The organism is Achromobacter sp. GbtcB20 (assembly GCF_019091095.1).
In the GTDB taxonomy this organism is placed as follows: domain Bacteria; phylum Pseudomonadota; class Gammaproteobacteria; order Burkholderiales; family Burkholderiaceae_B; genus Achromobacter; species Achromobacter mucicolens.
In genome coordinates this window covers 205,693-224,491 of record NZ_JAGXJZ010000001.1, presented here as the reverse complement: position 1 = coordinate 224,491, position 18,799 = coordinate 205,693, and the positions used below count along the sequence as shown (strand labels likewise).

Annotated in this window: 17 protein-coding genes; 10 read left to right on the top strand and 7 right to left on the bottom strand. The window is 64.6% G+C overall.

Features of this window, described 5'->3' with window-relative positions; all coding sequences use genetic code 11:
- Positions 1-18: 18 nt before the first annotated feature.
- Positions 19-1,215 (top strand): bifunctional phosphopantothenoylcysteine decarboxylase/phosphopantothenate--cysteine ligase CoaBC, encoded by a 1,197-nt coding sequence (gene coaBC, locus KVT32_RS01020; protein WP_056324402.1) that lies wholly within the window; start codon positions 19-21, stop codon positions 1,213-1,215.
- Positions 1,216-1,371: 156 nt separating this feature from the next.
- Here the strand turns inward: coaBC and KVT32_RS01015 are convergent, their stop codons facing one another.
- From KVT32_RS01015 to KVT32_RS00990, 6 genes are all read right to left on the bottom strand, one after another.
- The gene (locus KVT32_RS01015; RefSeq protein ID WP_062840704.1) at positions 1,372-2,361 is read right to left on the bottom strand and encodes a tripartite tricarboxylate transporter substrate binding protein; all 990 of its coding nucleotides are present in this window, start codon (positions 2,359-2,361) and stop codon (positions 1,372-1,374) included.
- Between the two features lie 113 nt (positions 2,362-2,474).
- Positions 2,475-3,164, bottom strand: coding sequence for an AroM family protein (locus KVT32_RS01010; RefSeq protein ID WP_217617526.1), 690 nt, complete (start codon positions 3,162-3,164; stop codon positions 2,475-2,477).
- Positions 3,161-4,090 (bottom strand): DUF1177 domain-containing protein, encoded by a 930-nt coding sequence (locus tag KVT32_RS01005; RefSeq protein ID WP_217617525.1) that lies wholly within the window; start codon positions 4,088-4,090, stop codon positions 3,161-3,163. Before KVT32_RS01005 ends, KVT32_RS01010 begins: the two co-directional genes overlap by 4 nt.
- Positions 4,087-4,791, bottom strand: coding sequence for a dipeptidase PepE (gene pepE / locus KVT32_RS01000; RefSeq protein ID WP_062840701.1), 705 nt, complete (start codon positions 4,789-4,791; stop codon positions 4,087-4,089). The genes KVT32_RS01005 and pepE overlap by 4 nt, the downstream gene beginning before the upstream one ends.
- A gap of 71 nt (positions 4,792-4,862) precedes the next feature.
- Positions 4,863-5,630, bottom strand: coding sequence for an IclR family transcriptional regulator (locus KVT32_RS00995; RefSeq protein WP_217617524.1), 768 nt, complete (start codon positions 5,628-5,630; stop codon positions 4,863-4,865).
- 145 nt (positions 5,631-5,775) lie between these two features.
- Positions 5,776-6,816: a metal-dependent hydrolase gene (locus KVT32_RS00990; protein WP_217617523.1), complete on the bottom strand. Its 1,041-nt coding sequence runs from the start codon at positions 6,814-6,816 to the stop codon at positions 5,776-5,778.
- 107 nt (positions 6,817-6,923) lie between these two features.
- Between KVT32_RS00990 and KVT32_RS00985 the strand changes: the two genes are divergently transcribed.
- The 9 genes from KVT32_RS00985 to KVT32_RS00945 all read left to right on the top strand — a co-directional run bounded on the left by KVT32_RS00985 (position 6,924) and on the right by KVT32_RS00945 (position 17,572).
- On the top strand, positions 6,924-7,562 hold the full coding sequence (locus KVT32_RS00985) for a DedA family protein (RefSeq protein ID WP_217617522.1): 639 nt from the start codon (positions 6,924-6,926) through the stop codon (positions 7,560-7,562).
- A 13-nt stretch (positions 7,563-7,575) separates the two neighbouring features.
- On the top strand, positions 7,576-8,127 hold the full coding sequence (locus KVT32_RS00980) for a hypothetical protein (RefSeq protein ID WP_217617521.1): 552 nt from the start codon (positions 7,576-7,578) through the stop codon (positions 8,125-8,127).
- A gap of 93 nt (positions 8,128-8,220) precedes the next feature.
- The gene (locus KVT32_RS00975; protein WP_217617665.1) at positions 8,221-8,871 is read left to right on the top strand and encodes a dUTPase; all 651 of its coding nucleotides are present in this window, start codon (positions 8,221-8,223) and stop codon (positions 8,869-8,871) included.
- 348 nt (positions 8,872-9,219) lie between these two features.
- Entirely contained in the window at positions 9,220-11,274 is a 2,055-nt protein-coding gene (locus KVT32_RS00970; RefSeq protein WP_217617520.1) for a type VI secretion system Vgr family protein, read from the top strand.
- Positions 11,237-12,139: a DUF4123 domain-containing protein gene (locus tag KVT32_RS00965; RefSeq protein WP_217617519.1), complete on the top strand. Its 903-nt coding sequence runs from the start codon at positions 11,237-11,239 to the stop codon at positions 12,137-12,139. The genes KVT32_RS00970 and KVT32_RS00965 overlap by 38 nt, the downstream gene beginning before the upstream one ends.
- A gap of 86 nt (positions 12,140-12,225) precedes the next feature.
- A complete protein-coding gene (locus tag KVT32_RS00960; protein WP_217617518.1) occupies positions 12,226-14,469 on the top strand; it encodes a hypothetical protein in 2,244 nt (747 codons plus the stop codon).
- An 18-nt stretch (positions 14,470-14,487) separates the two neighbouring features.
- On the top strand, positions 14,488-15,510 hold the full coding sequence (locus tag KVT32_RS00955; RefSeq protein WP_152384787.1) for an SUMF1/EgtB/PvdO family nonheme iron enzyme: 1,023 nt from the start codon (positions 14,488-14,490) through the stop codon (positions 15,508-15,510).
- A complete protein-coding gene (locus tag KVT32_RS00950) occupies positions 15,507-16,541 on the top strand; it encodes an SUMF1/EgtB/PvdO family nonheme iron enzyme (RefSeq protein ID WP_152384788.1) in 1,035 nt (344 codons plus the stop codon). The genes KVT32_RS00955 and KVT32_RS00950 overlap by 4 nt, the downstream gene beginning before the upstream one ends.
- On the top strand, positions 16,538-17,572 hold the full coding sequence (locus KVT32_RS00945; RefSeq protein ID WP_217617517.1) for an SUMF1/EgtB/PvdO family nonheme iron enzyme: 1,035 nt from the start codon (positions 16,538-16,540) through the stop codon (positions 17,570-17,572). The genes KVT32_RS00950 and KVT32_RS00945 overlap by 4 nt, the downstream gene beginning before the upstream one ends.
- Before the next feature lie 22 nt (positions 17,573-17,594).
- Here KVT32_RS00945 and KVT32_RS00940 read toward each other — a convergent pair whose 3' ends face one another.
- Positions 17,595-18,707, bottom strand: coding sequence for an NADH:flavin oxidoreductase/NADH oxidase (locus tag KVT32_RS00940; protein ID WP_152384790.1), 1,113 nt, complete (start codon positions 18,705-18,707; stop codon positions 17,595-17,597).
- Positions 18,708-18,799: the final 92 nt, after the last annotated feature.

The window sequence follows — 18,799 nt, the reverse complement described above, 5'->3', positions numbered from 1 at the left end:
ACCCGCCGCCCTGCCCTCATGCTCGATCTCGCCCGCAAACGCATCGTCCTCGGCCTGACCGGGGGCATCGCCTGCTACAAAATCGCCGAGCTGGTGCGGCGCCTGACCGAACAAGGCGCCACGGTGGACGTGGTGATGACCGAGGCGGCCACGCACTTCATCACGCCCGTCACCATGCAGGCGCTGTCGGGCCGCCCCGTGTTTGTGGACGCCTGGGACGCCCGGGTGCCCAACAACATGGCGCACATCGACCTGACGCGCGGCGCGGACGCCGTGCTGATCGCCCCCGCCAGCGCCGACTTCATGGCAAAGGTGGCGCACGGACTGGCCGACGACCTGCTGTCCACGCTGTGTCTGGCGCGTGCCTGTCCGCTGCTGGTGGCGCCCGCCATGAATCGCGAGATGTGGGCCAACCCGGCCACACAGCGCAACGTCGAAACCCTTCGCGGCGACGGCGTCACGGTGCTGGGACCCGCAGCGGGCGAACAGGCCTGCGGCGAGACCGGCGATGGCCGGATGCTGGAAGCGCATGAGCTCCTGACCGACCTGATCGCCTTCTTTCAGCCCAAGCTGCTTGCCGGCCGCCACGTGCTGCTGACCGCCGGCCCCACGTCCGAACCCGTGGATCCGGTGCGCGTGCTGAGCAACCGGTCATCCGGCAAGACGGGCTACGCGCTGGCGCGCGCCGCGCGCGAAGCCGGTGCCCGCGTCACGCTGATCACTGGCGCGACCTTCCTGCCCATTCCTCGCGGCGTGACCGCCCTGCCTGTCATGACCGCCCGCCAGATGCACGACGCCGTCATGGCCAGCGTGGGCGACGCGGACATCTTCATTGCCGTGGCCGCCGTGGCCGACTGGCGCGTGAAAAACGTCAGCACGCAAAAGCTCAAAAAAACCAGCGAAGGCGGCGGCGCGCCGGTGATGGAATTCGAACCCAATCCGGACATCCTGGCCGAAGTGGCCAAGCTTGAGAACGGTCCGTGGTGCGTCGGCTTTGCTGCCGAAACCGAAAAGCTGGCCGAGCACGCTGAAGCCAAGCGCACGCGCAAGGGCATTCCGCTGCTGGTGGGCAATCTGGCGCACAAGGTAATGGACGCCGACACCACAGAGCTGGTGCTGTTCGATGCCCAAGGCACCCACCCGCTGCCTGCCGGCAACAAGCTGGACGCCGCACGCCGGCTTATCGCCGAAATCGCGGCGCGCATGCCAGCCTGACCGGGCATCTTGGATACCCCGGCTTGCATTAACGCGCGCCGGCTTATCCGGCGCCACGCATCAAAAAATCGCCAGTCCCGAAAGGGTCTGGCGTTTTGCTTTATGGCGACTATCGCGTTCATGGCGACCATGGCGACTGAAGCCGCCACCCGCGCGTTACTGCTCCAGGCTGATGTTCGCGGCCTTGACGATGTCCGCCCATTGCTTGCGGTCGTTGTCCAGGAATGCGCTGAACTTCTCCGGCGTCATGCCGGTCACGGGCTCCGAACCCAGGCCAGCCATCTTCTCGACGAGTGCCGGTTGCTTCAGCACGTCCTGCAGCGCGGCGTAATAGGCGGCCAGCACGTCAGCGGGCAGACCGGCGGGCGCGAAGACACCTTGCCACGTCGGCATGTCAAAGCCCTTCAGGCCCTGCTCGTCCAGCGTCGGCACGTTGGGCAACTGGGCGGCGCGCTTGATCGAGGCGACGGCAATCGCCTTGACCTTGCCTTGCGAAGCCAGCGGCGCGGCGGTCGAGATGTTGTCCATCGTCATGGCGATGTGGCCGCCGAGCAGGTCGGTGATGACCGGCGCGGCGCCGCGGTAGGCGGCGTGCGGCACTTTCACGCCCAGCTTGTACAGCATGGTCTCGGCGATCAGGTGGTTCGAGATGCCCACGCCCGCGGTGCCGTAAGTGGCCGTCGGCGTCTTCTGGAAGTATTCCTTCAGTTCGGCCAGGTTATTGGCAGGCACGTCCTTGTTGACGATGACCACATTGGGCTGCACGGCAGCCAGCGTGATGGGTGTGAAGTCGGTGGGCTTGTAGTTCGTGCCCTTGGGGTTCAGGACATGGGTGATGGCCATGGAACCGGCGGCGGCGATGCCGATGGTGTAGCCGTCGGCGGGCGCCTGGCTCAGGCGGTACGCCATGATGTTGCCGCCGGCGCCGGCCAGGTTCTCGACCACGACGGGTTGGCCCAGGCGGGCCGACAGCGGCTCGGCCAGCAGGCGGGCCAGCGTGTCGGCTGAACCGCCCGGCGCAAAGCCCACGAGCAGGCGCACGGGCTTGGCGGGCTTCCAGGCGTCGGCGGCATGGGCCGGGGCAGCCGAGAGCGCGGCAACGGCGAACAGTGCGCCAGCGGCGCGGTGCAGGGTACGGCTGATCATGAAAAAACTCCCAACAGTTGATTGACGAAGTCGGCTTCGTCTCCTCTCGCCGCTCGCCCGAACCGGCCGCGCGAGTCCGTGCGGCCAGAGCTTCGGGATTGCGTCCGGCGGCGTTATTCCAGTATTTGTGCCAGGGCCTGGGCCACCATGCGGTTGGACAGCAGCACGGGGCGCCCCGACACCTGCGCCACGGCATCGCGCATGCCCTGCGCGTAGCCCATGCAGTGCATGACGATCACGTCGCAGGACGCCAGTTCGCGCCCGGCCGCCTCGAAGTTGCGGGCGGCCTGCTGCGCGTCGGCCTCGTAGGGCGAGGCGTGCACGACCTGCGTTTCGCATTCCAGCGGCACGGCCATGTGAAAAGCGTCGACCTGGGCCTCAAGCGGAACGACCAGCCCGACCTTGCGGCAGTGCTGCGCAAGGCCAGCAACAAGGTGGTCCACGACCTGCTGCGGCTCCACCACCAGCGTGCGCATGGGCGCGATGGCCGTGCCGGTGCACAGCGGCACCAGCACGTCGTACCCCTGCCCGTCGGCCTCTCGCATCACGTGCGCCAGCCGGGCCTCGGCGGCCGCGGCGTCCAGTTCGATCTGGGAACCGTCTCGCAGGCGCGTGGCAAAGCGGTATTCGCGGGGCCGCGGCGCCAGCGCGGCCAGCCCCGCAGCGTCCAGGCCGTCCAGCGCGCCGAACTCGTCGATGCGCACGTGGGCGCCCAACACGGGCGCCATCTCGGGCACGACGTCGCTGCGCGGCGATTGACCGATCGTGAAGAACGCGACGCGGCGTGGTGTGCGGGCGCTCATTGCGCGGCTCCGTCTTCGCGGCCCACGGTCTGCAAGTGCGCCATCGAGCCATAGCGGGCCTGCAGCGCGTGCCACTCGGCGTCGTCGAAGAAGCTCATGGCGCGCTGGCCGTACAACTTGGCGATCTCGATGCAGAAGCGCATGGCGACGTCCGCGTCCACGGCGTTGGTGACACCGGTGGCGCAACCGGGCACGGTGGTCTGCGCGGTCAACGCCACGCCGACGACCGGCGCATCCGTGACGATAGCCGGCTGCATCAGCGAATTGACGTGCCACAAGCCGTTTTCGTAGGGCGTGATGTCCTGGGTGGTCAACGGCAGCGTGACCGGCAGCTCACCGCTGACCCAGCCCATGACGTCGAGCATGGTTTCGGGGATGCGCAGCAGGTAGCCCTGCTTGGCCACCGGGGTCAGCGCCACGCCGCGCTTGTTGACCAGGCGGTTGCCGCGCGTGGTGTCCACCGACAGGATCGCGTCCATGCGCGGATCCACCTCGTGCGACATCATTTCGCGCATGGGGAACGGCGAGCGCATCATCGGCACCGGATGATGCGGCCGCGTGCCGGCGCGCGGGCAGATGTGCGTGCGGATGCGGACCGTGCCGGGCAGTACGTCGCCCTGCTGCGCCATCGCCATCAGCTTGAGCGCGGCGGCGATTGCGACGACGGCGCCGTCGCTGTCGGACACCAGGCCCGTCACCGCTGGGCGCGCGCCGATGCCGCCCAAGCGGCCCACGATGCCCAATTGCGGGGCCGAGGCATCCGCGCCGGGAATCACGATGGACAGGAAGTCGGTGGCAAGACCGTCACGCTCCAGGTGCGTGACCTGCACTTCGCAATGGCCGGCGTCGCGCAGCACCTGCGCCACGGACTCGCCCGTGACGTGCGCGGACGACAGCAATTCGATAACGTCGATGACCTGCTTCATGCCGGGATTTCCACGGGGCCGGGACGGAACATGCGCGGTTCTTCGCGCCCCAGGAAGAGCGGCGCATCGTGCGGACCGACCAGCGCGATCTTGTGGCCGCGCACGCGCAGACCGGCGCCTTCGGGCAGGCCGAGCACCGGCATGGCCGGATTCAGCGTGCAGAACTCGGCCAGACGCTGGGCGCGCGTTTCGCCGCGGTGGCCCGGAGGGTGCGCGTTGGTGTAATGCGGATTGATCTGGAAGGACAACAGGCCCAATGCATCAAAGCCTTGCGGGTCGGTGATGGGCATGTCGTTCGTCGTGCAGATGGTGGGACACGTCAGGTTGGAGCCCGCGCTCCAGCCCAGATAGGCCGCACCCGCGCGCACACGGCGCGTCACGACCTCGAGCAGGCCCTGGCGGCGCAGCTGGCCCAGCAGATTGAACGTGTTGCCGCCGCCGACGATGATGACCGACGCGGCCTCCAGCGCGGCAACGGGATCTTCGGCCGTATGCAGGCCCTGGATGGCCAGCCCCGTGTCGGCCAGCGCGGACGAGACCAGCGCCGTGTAGTCGTCCCAGTTGCGCGTGACCCCGGCGTACGGCACGAACACGGCCGGCGCGCCTTGCGGCAGGGATTCAATCAGTTCGCGGATGTCCGGCATGGCGTGCACCAGGTAGCCGGCGTCGCTGCTGGAATTGCTGAGGAGCAGAAGGTTCATGGAAGTCAGAGTCCGAAGGGGTAAGGGTTCTGGGCGCGGCGCATTGCGGCCAGCGCCGTGAATTCAGGCGGTCAGTTCAGCCAGTAGGGATCGTTCAACTCGCGGCCCAGCGCGCCCACCTGCTGCAGGACCGATTCGCGCAGCACGGCCACGCGCGCCGCGTCGGCCTGGAAGGAGACGAACGACAGGCATAGCCCGCGCAGCTCGCCGGTGGCCGGGTCGCGCACGGCGGCGGCCACGGCGCCGATGCCGGGCATCGCCTGGTCGATGGCGACCCCGCAATGGTCGGCGCGCGTCTGCGCCACCAGGCGTGCCAGGTCGCCCACGGTGGCCGGGCAGTCGCGCCCTTCGACGGGCAGTGGCTGGGCGGGGTCGGCGCCGTACAGCGCCTCGAATTCGGCATCGGTCAGGCGCGACAGCAGCGCGCGCCCCATCGCGGTGCCGGACGCGGCACGGCGCGAGCCGGGCGGCGACAGCACCTGCACGGGGTGCGAGCCATTCAAGCGTTGCAGCACGACGGTTTCACGCTGGTTGAGCGTGGAGAGATAGGCGGTCAACCCGCTGTCGTCGGACAAGCGGGCCAGCACGCCGCGGCAGGCTTCGTCCAGCGGCGTGGCGGCCATGCCGGCGCGCACCGCCTGCGCCAGCAGCGCGCCGGGGCGGTAGCGGCGCGTGCCCGCGTCCTGGTCGAGCAGGCCGTAGTTCTGCATCTGGTTCAACAGGCGCGACGCCGTGCTTTTGGGCATGGACAGCCGCGCCGCGACCTCCGTGAAGCTCAATTCGGCCGCGCCTTCCGCATAGAGCGAGAGCACGCGCTGGACGCCGTCAAGAATACTCATACTTGTTCCATAAACCGGAACCTAAGTTCCTTATTAGAGAACAAGAATAATGCAAGCGATGGAAACAGGTCAATACGGCCCCGGAAAGAAAAAGGCCCCCGCGTTCACGGAGGCCTTCAAAGTGCGGACGAGTATCCGGCGGGTCTTACTTCGTGGCCAACTCGGACCATTGCGCCAACGGCAAGGGCGGGTGCGCATCCAGGATGCGGCCGAGCACCAGCTTCATTTCATCCCAGCCGCCGCGGTTGGTGGGCCAGACCGACGGTGTGATGGCGTTCCATGCGCCGTCCGTCGCACGCTCGGCCATCTTGAAGCGGAACGTGTAATGCCCTGCCATGCCCATGCGCAGATCCGACACCACCAGCGCATCGTCGATGACGTCGTAGCGTAGCCAGTCGTCCGTGAACCAGCGCAAGCGCTCATGCAGCGGCACACCGGCCAGGACGCGGCCCGCCTCCAGGTTGAGCGGCAGCCGCACCCATTCCGGGGGATGGCGATCAAAGAGGCTGCTGACCGATTCGTAATAGCTGCCATCGCCACTTTTGGCGATTACGCGCCACACCAGCGTATTGAAGGGCATGGGGATGGCCCGCACCTGTGTGACTGCAATGCCCTGCGCCTGCATCACCTCGTGCACGCGCTGCTCGGCCGCCATCCTGCCTGCCAGCCCGAAGCCCAGATAAGCGGTGCTGAACACCAGCGCCCCCACCAGCACGCGCCGAGCGGTGCGGGTGATGCCGGAGATGATCGCAAACACGACGCCTATGAGCAGCGGCACGGTGTACACCGGGTCAATGATGAAGACGGACGACCAGCTCTCCGGCGTCAGCGCCAGCGGCCAGAACAATTGGGTGCCGTATACCGTGAAGGCATCCAGGATGGGATGCGTGATCAGCACCAGCCATATCGTCAGAAAGAGCCGCCGCCCGCTATAGGGCGCAGTGGGCCAGAACCTGCGTATCAGCCACGCCAGCAACATCGCAAGGCCCGTCAGCACGAACACGGAATGCGAAAAGCCCCGGTGATACGTCATGAGCGACACCGGATCCGGATAGCGCATCAGGACGTCCAGATCCGGCAGGGTGGCCAGCGCCGCGCCATAGACAAGGGCGCGTCTGCCCTGCACGCGCCCCAGCATGGCGCCCTGGATGCCGGCGCCCAGCACCGCTTGTGTAACTGAATCCATGTTTCTCCATCGTCGAGCGTTCCACCAAAAGGCCTACCCGCGATCCGGCTGGCCCTGCAGGCGTTAACATACCCGATTGCGTTCAGCTAATTTTCAACTTTGCATTCATGGATGAATACATCACTCAGATCGGCCAGTTCATCGAGGCCAACCAGGCCTGGGCCGGACCGATCACATTCCTCCTCACGATGGGCGAGTCCATGGTGCTCCTGGGGCTGTTCATTCCCGCCACCGCGCTGCTGCTGCTCACGGGCGGCCTCATCGGCTCCGGCACGCTCGCGCCCTGGGGCGTGATCGCCTGGGGCATCGCGGGCGCCATCGTGGGCGACGCGCTGTCGTACTTCTTGGGGCGCTGGGCGGGCCCGAGCGTGCTGCGGCGCTGGCCGCTCAAGCAGCAGCGCACCGGCGTGGCCCGGGCGCGCCTGTTCTTTTACCGCTACGGCTTTGCGTCCGTGCTGATCGGCCGGTTCCTGGGCCCCATCCGCTCCACGATTCCCACCGTCGCGGGCGTGATGGGCATGGCGCACAGCCGCTTCCAGATCGCCAACGTGCTGTCGGCCGTGCTCTGGATGCCGCTGATGCTGGCGCCCGGCTACATCACCGCGCGCAGCCTGGGCACGGCGGAAAACGCCCAGCAGATCGCCATGATGATCGGCGCGGGGCTGTCGGTTTTGCTAGGATGCGGGCTTCTCCTCGCCATGGTGCGCAAGCGCCGCCAACCGGTGCGCGTGCGGCGAGGCAATTGATCCGGAGAGCGTCATGGCCATCGATGCCGAGCCCAAGAACGGCGATTTCGCGCGCTATATCGAAGAGTTGACCAGCGCCGGCGGCGCCTCGCCTGGCCGCATCGCAAGCCGGCGCGACGCCCGCAGGCAGACGTCCCCGGTGACGGTGCCCATCCCCGTGGCGGCGCCGCCCTCTCCCACCCCGGGTTCGCTGTCGGAAGCCCCGTGGGGCAATACGGCTTCGTCCGCCCCGCGGTCGCGCTCTGCGTCGCAAGCGCCTTTGGCGACGGCGCCGGGCCAGCCCGACGAAGCCAACATCACCCTCGCCCGTCAGGCGGGACGGCGCAAGCTCGGCGTCGTATTGACCGTGGCCGGCATCATGGCGGGCTGGGCCGCCGCCAACATCGCCTTCCGTGCGCTGCACAGCCCCCAGTTCGAACTGGATGAGCTGATGCCCGCCCTATTCCTGGCGTTCTTTGCCTTCATGCTGTTCAAGGCAGCCCGAGGCGCCCGCAATCCCCGCAAGACGCCCCTGAACAAGTTGCCGCCCCTGACGCCTTCCTCGTATCGCAAGGACGGCGCCTGACGCGCCGGCGCGTGGCCGGCGGGCGTTGGTGCTAACATTTCCGGCCATTGAATCAGCCCCATCCCCGGAGTGAAAGTGAACAACGTAGTCGGATTGAACCAGGCCCAGGCGGCCACGATGCTGAAGCTGCAAGGCCACCTGAACAGCATGATCAATCCGGACTGGGTCAATGGCGGCGCCCGCTTCCTGCGCGCCGCCTTCGTCGAGTCGGCCGAAGCGCTGGAACACTACGGCTGGAAGTGGTGGAAGAAGCAAACCATCGACCTGCCCCAGGTCCAGATGGAACTGGTCGACATCCTGCACTTTTACCTGTCGCACACGATCGTTCAATCGGCGGGCGACGTCGAGGCCGCCGCGCGCGCGCTGGTCGCTGACCTGGCCTCGCCCGTCACCGTCACGCTGGACGGCAAGTCCCATGACCTCGCCGCCCTGAACGTGCCGGAGTTGCTCGAGCTGATCGGCGGCTTGGCGGTATGCGGCCGCGCCAGCTTCAAGGTCCTGGAGCAGACCATGACCGCGTGCGACATGACCTGGAACGACGCCTACACGCAGTACGTGTCCAAGAACGTGCTGAACATCTTCCGCCAGCAGCACGGCTACAAGGAAGGCACCTACATCAAGATCTGGAACGGCGAGGAAGACAACGTCGTGCTCGCGCGCCTGCTGTCCCAGCAGGATCCGGCCAGCGCGGACTTTGCCGAGATCCTGCACCGCGAACTGGAAGCGGCCTACGCGCGGCTGTAAGCCGCTGCTGCCCTCTTAAGACCCCGCGGCCAAGCTTTAGCCAAATGCCGCCTTCCTGCGCCGAAGAATAGTAGGCGCCTAGTGCCGTACATGGCCCCCTCGCACTCGGCACTTCCACATCACTTCGAACCTTGGGGCAGCGTTGCGCCTGGCCTGCCTCGGTGTGGGAATAAAAAAACGAACCGATGTCAGCCTCCGACCTCCACATGGGAGGCCGGGAGCTCCAGGCACGGCCGAATCCAAAGCCCCCGTATTTGAGCGCAGTTTAGATATCCTCTGATTTCCTTGCATGGTCCCTGGCAATACAAGTGACGTTTGACACTTGATTGACTCCCATGGAAGACAAGGATGGCCCACCAGAGTGACTTGCGCTTCACCTTCCGCGTGGTCGACGGGATGGAATTCGACGTCATCGAATTTACCCTGGACGAAGCGCTGTCCGAGACCTTCCGCCTTGAACTGGACCTGGCCAGCTCCGATCCCGCGGTCGACTTCGGCCAAGTGCTGGACCGGCCCGCGCTGTTCACACTGTGGCACGGCGAACAGCCGGTGCGCCACGTCCACGGCCTGGTCAGCGCGCTGGAACAGGGCGAGACTGGTTTCCGCCGCACCCGCTACCGTGCCGTCATCGAGCCCGAACTGGCACGGCTCAAACTGTCCTCGGATTGGCGCGTCTTCCAAACCCAGAGCGTCCCGGAGATCATCGAGGGTGCGCTCAAGCGCCATGGCATTCTCAACCATGGCTTGATCGTCACCAATCAGCACCTGCCCCGCGAGTACTGCGTGCAGGCTGGCGACACCGACTACCAATTCCTGGAGCGCATTGCACGCGAGGAAGGTTTCTACTACACCTTCCTGCATAACGCCGATGGCCACCGGCTGATTCACAGCGACCGGCTGGCCGTCCAGGGCAGCATCGGCGACGCCCCGGTGCTGTACAACCCCAACGCCGGCGGCGACGCGGCCGCCCCAGCGCTGCGCCGCTTTCGCTACGTCGAGAACGTACGCACCGCGCAACAAACCCAGCGCGACTACGTGTTCACCAACCCCGGCTACGACCAGCAACACAGCCTGCGCGGCCGTGACCTTGCGCAGGACGCTCGTCGGCCTTACGAGCGGTACGACTACCCCGGCCGCTACAAGAGAAACGAGGCCGGCAAACCCTTCACCGAGAACCGCTTGCGCGGCCACCGCCGTGACGCGCGCATCGCCCGGGTCGAAGGCGACGACCCACGGCTGCTACCTGGCATCTCCTTCGAGCTGGCAGGCCACCCCCGAGATGAGTGGAACAGCGCCTGGCGCCCGGTGCGCATCCAGCACCACGGCATCCAGCACACCAGCCAAGCCGAGGACGGCACCGATTCCGAGCAGGGCACCCGCTACAGCTATGCCGCCGAACTGGTCACCGACTGCACCGAATGGCGCGCCGAGCCGCTACCCAAGCCGCGCATTGACGGCAGTCAGCCGGCCACCGTCGTCGGCCCGCCCGGCGAAGAGATTTACTGTGATGAATGGGGCCGGGTGAAGATTCAATTCCCCTGGGACCGCCTGGGCAACTTTGACGGCCAAAGCTCCTGCTGGGTACGTGCGGCGCAGAACTGGGCTGGCGCGGCATGGGGGCACATGGCCATCCCGCGCATCGGACAGGAGGTGTTGGTCAACTTCATGAATGGCGATCCCGACCAACCCATCATCGTTGGCCGCACCTACATGGCCACGCAGCCACCGCCCTACGAGCTGCCCCGGCACAAGACCCGGATGACGATCAAAAGCCAGACCCACAAGGGCCAGGGCTTTAACGAGATGCGCTTCGAGGACGAGGCCGGGCTGGAAGAAATCTACTTCCATGCCCAGAAGGATCAGAACAACCACGTCAACAACGACGAAACCACCTTCATCGGGCATGACCGCGTGGAGCGCGTCGGAAACGACGAGACCATCCATATCGCCGGCAACCGCGCCCTGAGCGTCGCCGGCACCGACACGACCCAGGTGCAGGCAACCTCGACGCTATTGGTGGAGGGGAAACGCACGGTAAATGCTCAAGCCGACGACGTCCTGCATGTCGGGGGGGACCAAACCACGAGCATAGGCGGCAGTTATCTCATCCGTGCCGGCAGACGCATGCAACTTAACGCGGGCGACGAACTCGTCCTTGATGGCGGTATCAGTCTCACCCTTCAGGCCGGGGGGCAGGCAATTCGCCTGGACCCAAGTGGAATCCACAGCAGCGTGCCCATCCGGTTAGGCGCCGCGCCGCGTCCGCTGACTTCATGGGACTCCGAACCCTTGACGCTAGCACCGCATGAGTACCTGCGCGCCGCGCAGGAAGGCGCACTGCTTGTTTCCCCAACCTGCGAGTTCGATGCTGATGGACGCTGCAAAATTCACCTACGCCACTGACCGGTTACCCGGGTTGATCCAGCAGGCGGAAATTCCGTTGCCGCCGGACCTGGATCGCCATTGTGTGCTTCTGGATGCCGCAATTGACGACAACTTGCTCGCATCCCTTTATGCGGAACGCGATGCCGAGGGGTGGGCGGTCGAGCCGCTCTTTCTGGGCACCCCGCTTCAACCTTTGAGCAACGTGGGACCACATCTGGTCCAGACATGGCGCGGCAGCCGTGTCATGGGCGACATCCTCAGCCGCATGGAACACGAACCGATGGGCATCACCTTGTTTCCCAAGGACGGCGCCACCTGGGAGCAACTCTGCAATCACTGCCGAACGTGGCTCAGCGTCACGGGAGAAGGTGAAAGGCCCATGCAGCTGCGCTGGTTTGACCCGCGCTGGACTCGCGCCTTGCTGACGGTGCTGACGCCGGCGCAACGCCAAGCCCTGGCCGGTCCGTGGCAGGCGCTGTCGTGGCACGACATGGGGCGCTGGAACCATTGGGCGTCTGACCCACTCGATGCCGAGGAAGAAAGGACACGTCCCGTCTTCGACAAGGCACTGTTGGCCCGCCTGGATGATGAACGCCGTTGGGATACCGCCGCCGCGCTGACGCTGGACTACGAGCAATGCTTTCCGCGCGGAGACAGTGATGCGGATCATCGATGGAGCTACCGGACACTGACGGATGCCGCCTGTTATGGCATCACGCAGCTCGCAAGGCTGGAACGCTGGTTTCGCCTTGCCTTGGTCCATGGCCAGGACTTCCATCGTCGCCATCCGCACGTCGAGTCCCTGCTGCGCGACGCTACCCGCCTGCAGTCGGAGCGCCTCTCCTTGCTGGAAGACCTCTTTGAAGAAGGAAAGGCCTCATGACAAGCGCCGCAACGCTCCCTCCCCCCAAACATGCCGACAGCGATCTCGACAGCAAGGCCGAATGCGCACCGCGGTGTTCGGAACCCATGGCCGACATCGTCCACATCACGGGCGAAGGCAACATCTACTACGTGCTGACGGAAAAACAGCAGGCTGCGCTTCGCAAGCAAATCGAAACCGTCGATGCGCTCATGAAGCGGTTCCGGGAAATAATCGCCGACGCCGTCAAGCCGACTCCTTGCGCCGCCTCCAGCGGACAGGCAAGCGTAGACACCTGTCCCTGCCAGGGCTGCCGCAAGCTGCGTTGGGCCAGGCAAGCCGAAGCCGCGGGCTTGATGGCACTCGACGACATCACGCCAACAGCCGAGCTGGAAAGAATCGAATCCGCCGAAGACATCCGAGGGCGCCTGTCTCAGCTGCGCGAACAGCGCAAAGAATTTGACGATATGTGCAATTGGTGGAACGGGCAAGACACCTGCAAGATTGGTCAGCGAATGCCAACAGCCATCGACGGCCTCATCGCCGACCTCGAAAAACAACTGCCTGCACCCGTCAAAGACACCGAAACCACCGCCAGCGCCACCATGCCATCGATTTCGGAAGGTGGCCGAGATCAGGGGCAACGTCAAGTCACCGTCGCCGCCGACAGAAACGGCATTGTCGAAATCATCGTCGTCAGCCGTCCCGACAAGCACTATTACATCCCGCAGCGCTACCTCGCCGTGCTTCGCGAACACTTCCGCGTGGATGTCAGCATGCTTAATGCAAAATCCCCGCTAAACGACGACGACTTGCGGATTCGCGGCAAGCAGCTGATCACCCGAATCCGCGAACGGGTGGCCCGCGGGCTAAACGAAGACAGCGCCAAGCCGCTTGGCAACCTGGAAGCCAAGCTTGTGACATGGACTGCCAAGGACGACTGCGCGCTCAATGCGTTGCACTTGGAAGCGATCAACTTGAGCTCGAACAAGCACGACAGCGCCCCTTACGCTGCCAACGCAGAAGCGCATTTGCTGCGATTTGCCGCGCAGGCCAGCGTGGGGTTCACGGGCTTTGACCCCAAGAACGGGGAGATATCCGTTGGCATGAAGGCGCAGGCAAGCTTTTCGCTTGCCGAGGGCAAGATCAGCCTGGAGCGATACCTTCCCAGCCAAGGCGGATACGATTGCTTCTTTGCCTATCGCAATGCCGACCGTCAAATGATTTACCACCGCTTCGGCGCCTTCCGCATCAAGGGCGCGCTGGAGCTGAGCTGCTTTGTCGGGGCAGTGGCCTCGGGGTCCGCAACCGCGGGCGTCAAGTGGAAAAGCAGCCCCGCGGGTGGCAGCGCCCTGCTGACATCGCCTGAGCTCAGCAGCCGCGGCGGTGCGGTCAGACTGCAGGGAAGCGCCTTCGCCGGCGCACAAGCGGGCGGTTCATTGATAGGTGCATTTGAATGGATGCCCCCCGAAAACCAGCATCACCCCGACGCCACCTGGCAGGCGTTGCTTGAGGTAAAGGGCGAAGGCAACGTGGCCTTCGGCGCAGGCGCGGAGCTGGACTTCAAAATCGAAATGACCGGCCTTCGGCTGTATTTCCACGTCAAGGCGCAGGTGGTGCTCGGGCCCGGCGCAGCCGGCGGCTTCGCGACCATGGTCAACCTGGAACACATCGGCAACCTCATCATGGTGGTCTACCGCAACCTGAGCAGCATCGATTATCGGCACCTTCTGAGCATTGATAACAAAGCCTTTACGTTGTTCGCTCAAGTCGTGATGAAGACGTTGAGCACCCCCGGCGCCACCATCGAATCGATACTCAAGGGAGGGTTACGGTCGATCGAAGAATGGTGGGATGAACGCAACAATCGTATCGGCGCAGCCCAGGGACTCGCCAAGCGCATTCTCGAAGGCAAACCCCTGGACGTTCATGGCCAAAGTATTGCACTCAATGAACTCCCACCCGAGGTCATGGGGCCGGCAATCTACACGTTGGGGGTCGACTATGTGCTCACCTACAGCGAGGACCGCGAACGAGCAATCATCAAGTTGCTGCGCGCCGTGCGGACCTGGCGGCACTTCTACTTGACGCTGGAGCGCGTGAACGAAAGTGGAACGCGCGAATCGGCCAAGGATGGACTCAAACACATCAGAAGCTTCCTGAATGATCAGCAGACAAGGGAGTTTTCGCGGTTCCTTGATGCGCTGGCTGCTTACCCCGGTCAAGCCCCGGTCAACACCCAGTTGGCGATGTCGCCCTGGAATCCCGTCCTTCCTCATAACAAACATAATGTGCTGGTGACGGCACGCAACGAAGAACTTCATCGCCGTGGCTCAAGCATGAAAGCCTGAACTTAGGGAGCTTTATCGATGCACCGTCTTTTATTCTCCGTGGCAGGGCTCTTCGCCCTGAGCGCCTGTCACGCCCCCCCGGTCGACAGCCAAAGCCTGTCCGCGACTCACGTCGCCGCCATCTCCAAGCGCATCGAACAGCGCTACCGCCAACATCCTGCCCAAGAGCGCCTGGCCTTGCTCAAGCAGGTCGTCACCGCCATCGACAACATGGTCTTTATCGAAGGCGGCACCTTCGAGATGGGCGATTTCGGCTGGGTGAGCGAATACGACCCCACCAACATGTGCGAATGGCCATGCGGGCAGGAGCTCGACGCGCTGTTGCCGCTGGTGCCCGAAGCCGATGCCCGTCCCTTGCACAAGGTCCGCCTCGACAGCTTCTACATGGCCAAATACCACACCACCGTTGACGAGGATGACCGGTATCGTTTGATGAATGGTAAGCCACTGTACCGCTCGGAACTCACGGAAGAAGAGAGGGCGAGTGGTTTGACCGAGCCCTACCGTGTCCGTCAGGCAAGGCAGTTCAAGCCGGACCTCCCTACGCGCAGCCAATGGCAGGACGGCAAAGACTACTGCCTGTGGCTGGGCGAGATGAGCGGCCTGCCCGTGGACCTGCCCACCGAAGCGCAGTACGAATACGCCGCCCGCTCCGCCGGCCGCTATGTCGTCTATCCCACCGACACCGGCAGCCTGGACTATGGCCGAAACGTGCACAGCACGGAGTTCGGCACCTTCCGTTTGGTCGGCGTCGGTTCATTCCCGCCGAACCCGATTGGCCTTTACGAAATGGGAGAGAACGCCAGATCATGGGTGAACGACTGGTACGACCCCCAGTACTACCAACACTCGCCGGTCGACAATCCGCGCGGCCCGGAAAGCGGCACAGAAAAAGTCATGCGAGGTGGCATCTACTACGATACCACTCGGCTCTCAGCCATGACCACGTTCCGCTTTCCTGAGACGCCAACATTGAAAGACTACTACTCCGGAATCAGCTATCGCTGTTCCATCCAGCAAGCCGAGCCATTGAAGAAATGAAGCTCGCGATGCGCCGTCTTCTATTGCCCGTGGCGGGGGCGTTTGCCCTGAGTGCCTGTCACGCCCCACCAGTCGACAGCCAGAGCCTGTCCGCGACGCACGTCACCGCCATCGCCAAGCGCATCGAGCAGCGCTACCCCAAGCATCCTGCCCAAGAGCGCCTGGCCTTGCTCAAGCAGGTCGTCACCGCCATCGACAACATGGTCTTTATCGAAGGCGGCACCTTCGAGATGGGCGATTTTGGCTGGGTGAGCGAATACGACCCCACCAACATGTGCGAATGGCCATGCGGGCAGGAGATCGACGCGTTGTTGCCGCTGGTGCCCGAAGCCGATGCCCGTCCCTTGCACAAGGTCCGCCTCGACAGCTTCTACATGGCCAAGTACCACACCACCATCGGCGAGGATGATCGCTATCGACTGATGAACGGCAAGCCCCTGTACCGTTCGGAACTCACGGAAGAAGAGCGAGCGAGTGGCTTGAGCGAGCCCTACCGTGTCCGCCAGGCAAGGCAGTTCAAGCCGGACTTCCCGGCGCGTGCTCATTGGCAGGACGGCAAAGATTACTGCCTGTGGCTGGGCGAGATGAGCGGCCTGCCCGTGGACCTGCCCACCGAAGCGCAGTACGAGTATGCCGCCCGCTCTGGCGGCCGATATGTCGTCTATCCCACCGACACCGGCAGCCTGGACTATGGCCGAAATGTGCACAGCGGGGAGTTCGGTACACACCGTTTGATTGCCGTCGGTTCATACCCCCCGAACCCGATTGGTCTCTACGAAATGGGTGAGAACGCCAGATCATGGATGAACGATTGGTACGACCCCCAGTACTACCAGCACTCGCCGGTGGACAATCCGCGAGGCCCGGAACGCGGCAAAGAGAAAGTCATGCGGGGCGGCATCTACAACGAAACCCCTCAGTTCTCAGCCATGACCACGTTCCGCTTTCCTGAGATGCCGACAATGAAAGACTACTACTCCGGAATCAGCTATCGCTGTTCCATCCAGCAAGCCGAGCCATTGAAAAAATGAAGCTCGCGATACACCGTCTTCTATTGCCCGTGGCAGGTCTGTTAGCCCTTAGCGCCTGTCACGCCCCCCCTGTCGACAGCCAAAGCCTGTCCGCGACTCACGTCGCCGCCATCTCCAAGCGCATCGAACAGCGCTACCGCCAACATCCTGCCCAAGAGCGCCTGGCCTTGCTCAAGCAGGTCGTCACCGCCATCGACAACATGGTCTTTATCGAAGGCGGCACCTTCGAGATGGGCGATTTCGGCTGGGTGAGCGAATACGACCCCACCAACATGTGCGAATGGCCATGCGGGCAGGATCTTGACGCGTTGTTGCCGCTGGTGCCCGAATCCGATGCCCGTCCCTTGCACAAGGTCCGCCTCGACAGCTTCTACATGGCCAAGTACCACACCACCATCGGCGAGGATGATCGCTATCGTCTGATGAACGGCAAGCCCCTGTACCGCTCGGAACTCACGGAAGAAGAGAGGGCGAGTGGTTTGAGCGAGCCCTACCGTGTCCGCCAGGCAAGGCAATTCAAGCCGGACCTCCCTGCGCGCAGCCAATGGCAGGACGGCAAGGACTACTGCCTGTGGCTGGGCGAGATGAGCGGCCTGCCCGTGGACCTGCCCACCGAAGCGCAATACGAATATGCCGCCCGCTCCGGCGGCCGATATGTCGTCTATCCCACCGACACCGGCAGCCTGGACTATGGCCGAAATGTGCACAGCACGGAGTTCGGCACCTTCCGTTTGGTCGACGTCGGTTCATTCCCCCCGAACCCGATTGGCCTTTACGAAATGGGAGAGAATGCCAGATCATCGGTGAACGACTGGTACGACCCCCAGTACTACCAGCACTCGCCGGTCGACAATCCGCGCGGCCCGGAAAGCGGCACAGAGAAAGTCATGCGGGGTGGCATCTATTACGAAACCACTCAGTTCTCAGCCATGACCACGTTCCGCTTTCCTGAGACGCCAACAGTGAAAGACTACTACGCCGGAATCAGCTATCGCTGTTCCATCCAGCAAGCCGAGCCATTGAAAAAATGAAGCTCGCAATGCCCTATCGGCGCTAGCGCTGGCCGAAGCGCGTCTCGCCGAACAACGCCTTCAACTCGCGCGGCTGCGACCGCCAGTATTGCTTTGGCGCGCTGACCTGGCCGCCCAGCTGGGCGGCCGCGTGCCACGGCCAGCGCGGGTCGTAGAGCATGCCGCGCGCCAGCGCGACCATGTCGGCCTGGCCCTGCGCAATGATGTCCTCGGCCTGCTGGGCCTCGGTGATGAGGCCCACCGTGATCGTAGGCATGCCGATCCGGCGCTTGATTTCCTCGGCGAAGGGAACCTGGTAGTTCGGCCCGACCGGGATCTTCTGCTGTGGCGACACGCCGCCGCTCGAGACGTCGATGAACTCACAGCCGCGCGCCTTTAGCGCTTCGGCGAAGGTCAACGTCTGTTCCAGGTCCCAGCCGCCCTCGACCCAGTCGGTCGCGGACACGCGCACACCCAGCGCCACCGATTGCGGCACGATCTCGCGCAGGGCCTGGAAGACTTCCAGCGGAAAGCGCATGCGGTTCTCCAGCGATCCGCCGTAGGCGTCGTCGCGCTGATTCGACAGCGGCGACAGGAACTGGTGCAGCAGATAGCCATGCGCGGCATGCACTTCGATGGCGTCAAAGCCCAGGCTTAGCGCGCGCCGGGCGCTGTCGACGAACGCATGGCGGATGCGCTCGAGGCCCGCCGCGTCCAGCGCATGGGGCGCGGGCTCGTGTGCGTTGTGCGGCACGGCGGACGGCGCCCATCCCTGCCAGCCGCCAGCGCTTTCCGGCACCAGCTGGCCGCCGTTCCAAGGCGCGTCGCTGGAAGCCTTGCGGCCGGCATGGCCCAGCTGGATACCCAGCTTGATGGGCGAGTAACGGCGCACGGCGGCAACCACCTTGCCCAGCGCGGCTTCGGTCTCGTCGGACCACAGGCCCAGGTCTCCGGGAGAGATGCGGCCATCGGCCTCGACCGCGGTGGCTTCGGTAAAAAGCAGCGCGGCGCCCGACAGCGCCAGGTGCCCCAGGTGAATCATGTGCCAATCCGTGGCACAGCCCGCTTCGGCGGAGTATTCGCACATGGGTGCGATGACGATGCGGTTGGCCAAGGCGACATTGCCGATTGACGTGGGGCTGAACAGATGGCTCATGCGGGCAGGCTCCGGGTGCGTTGGACGACACAGCATAGCGCCCGGCCGGGCAAACGCCGTCAATCCCAACGCCCCCGGCAGGGTTACCCCAT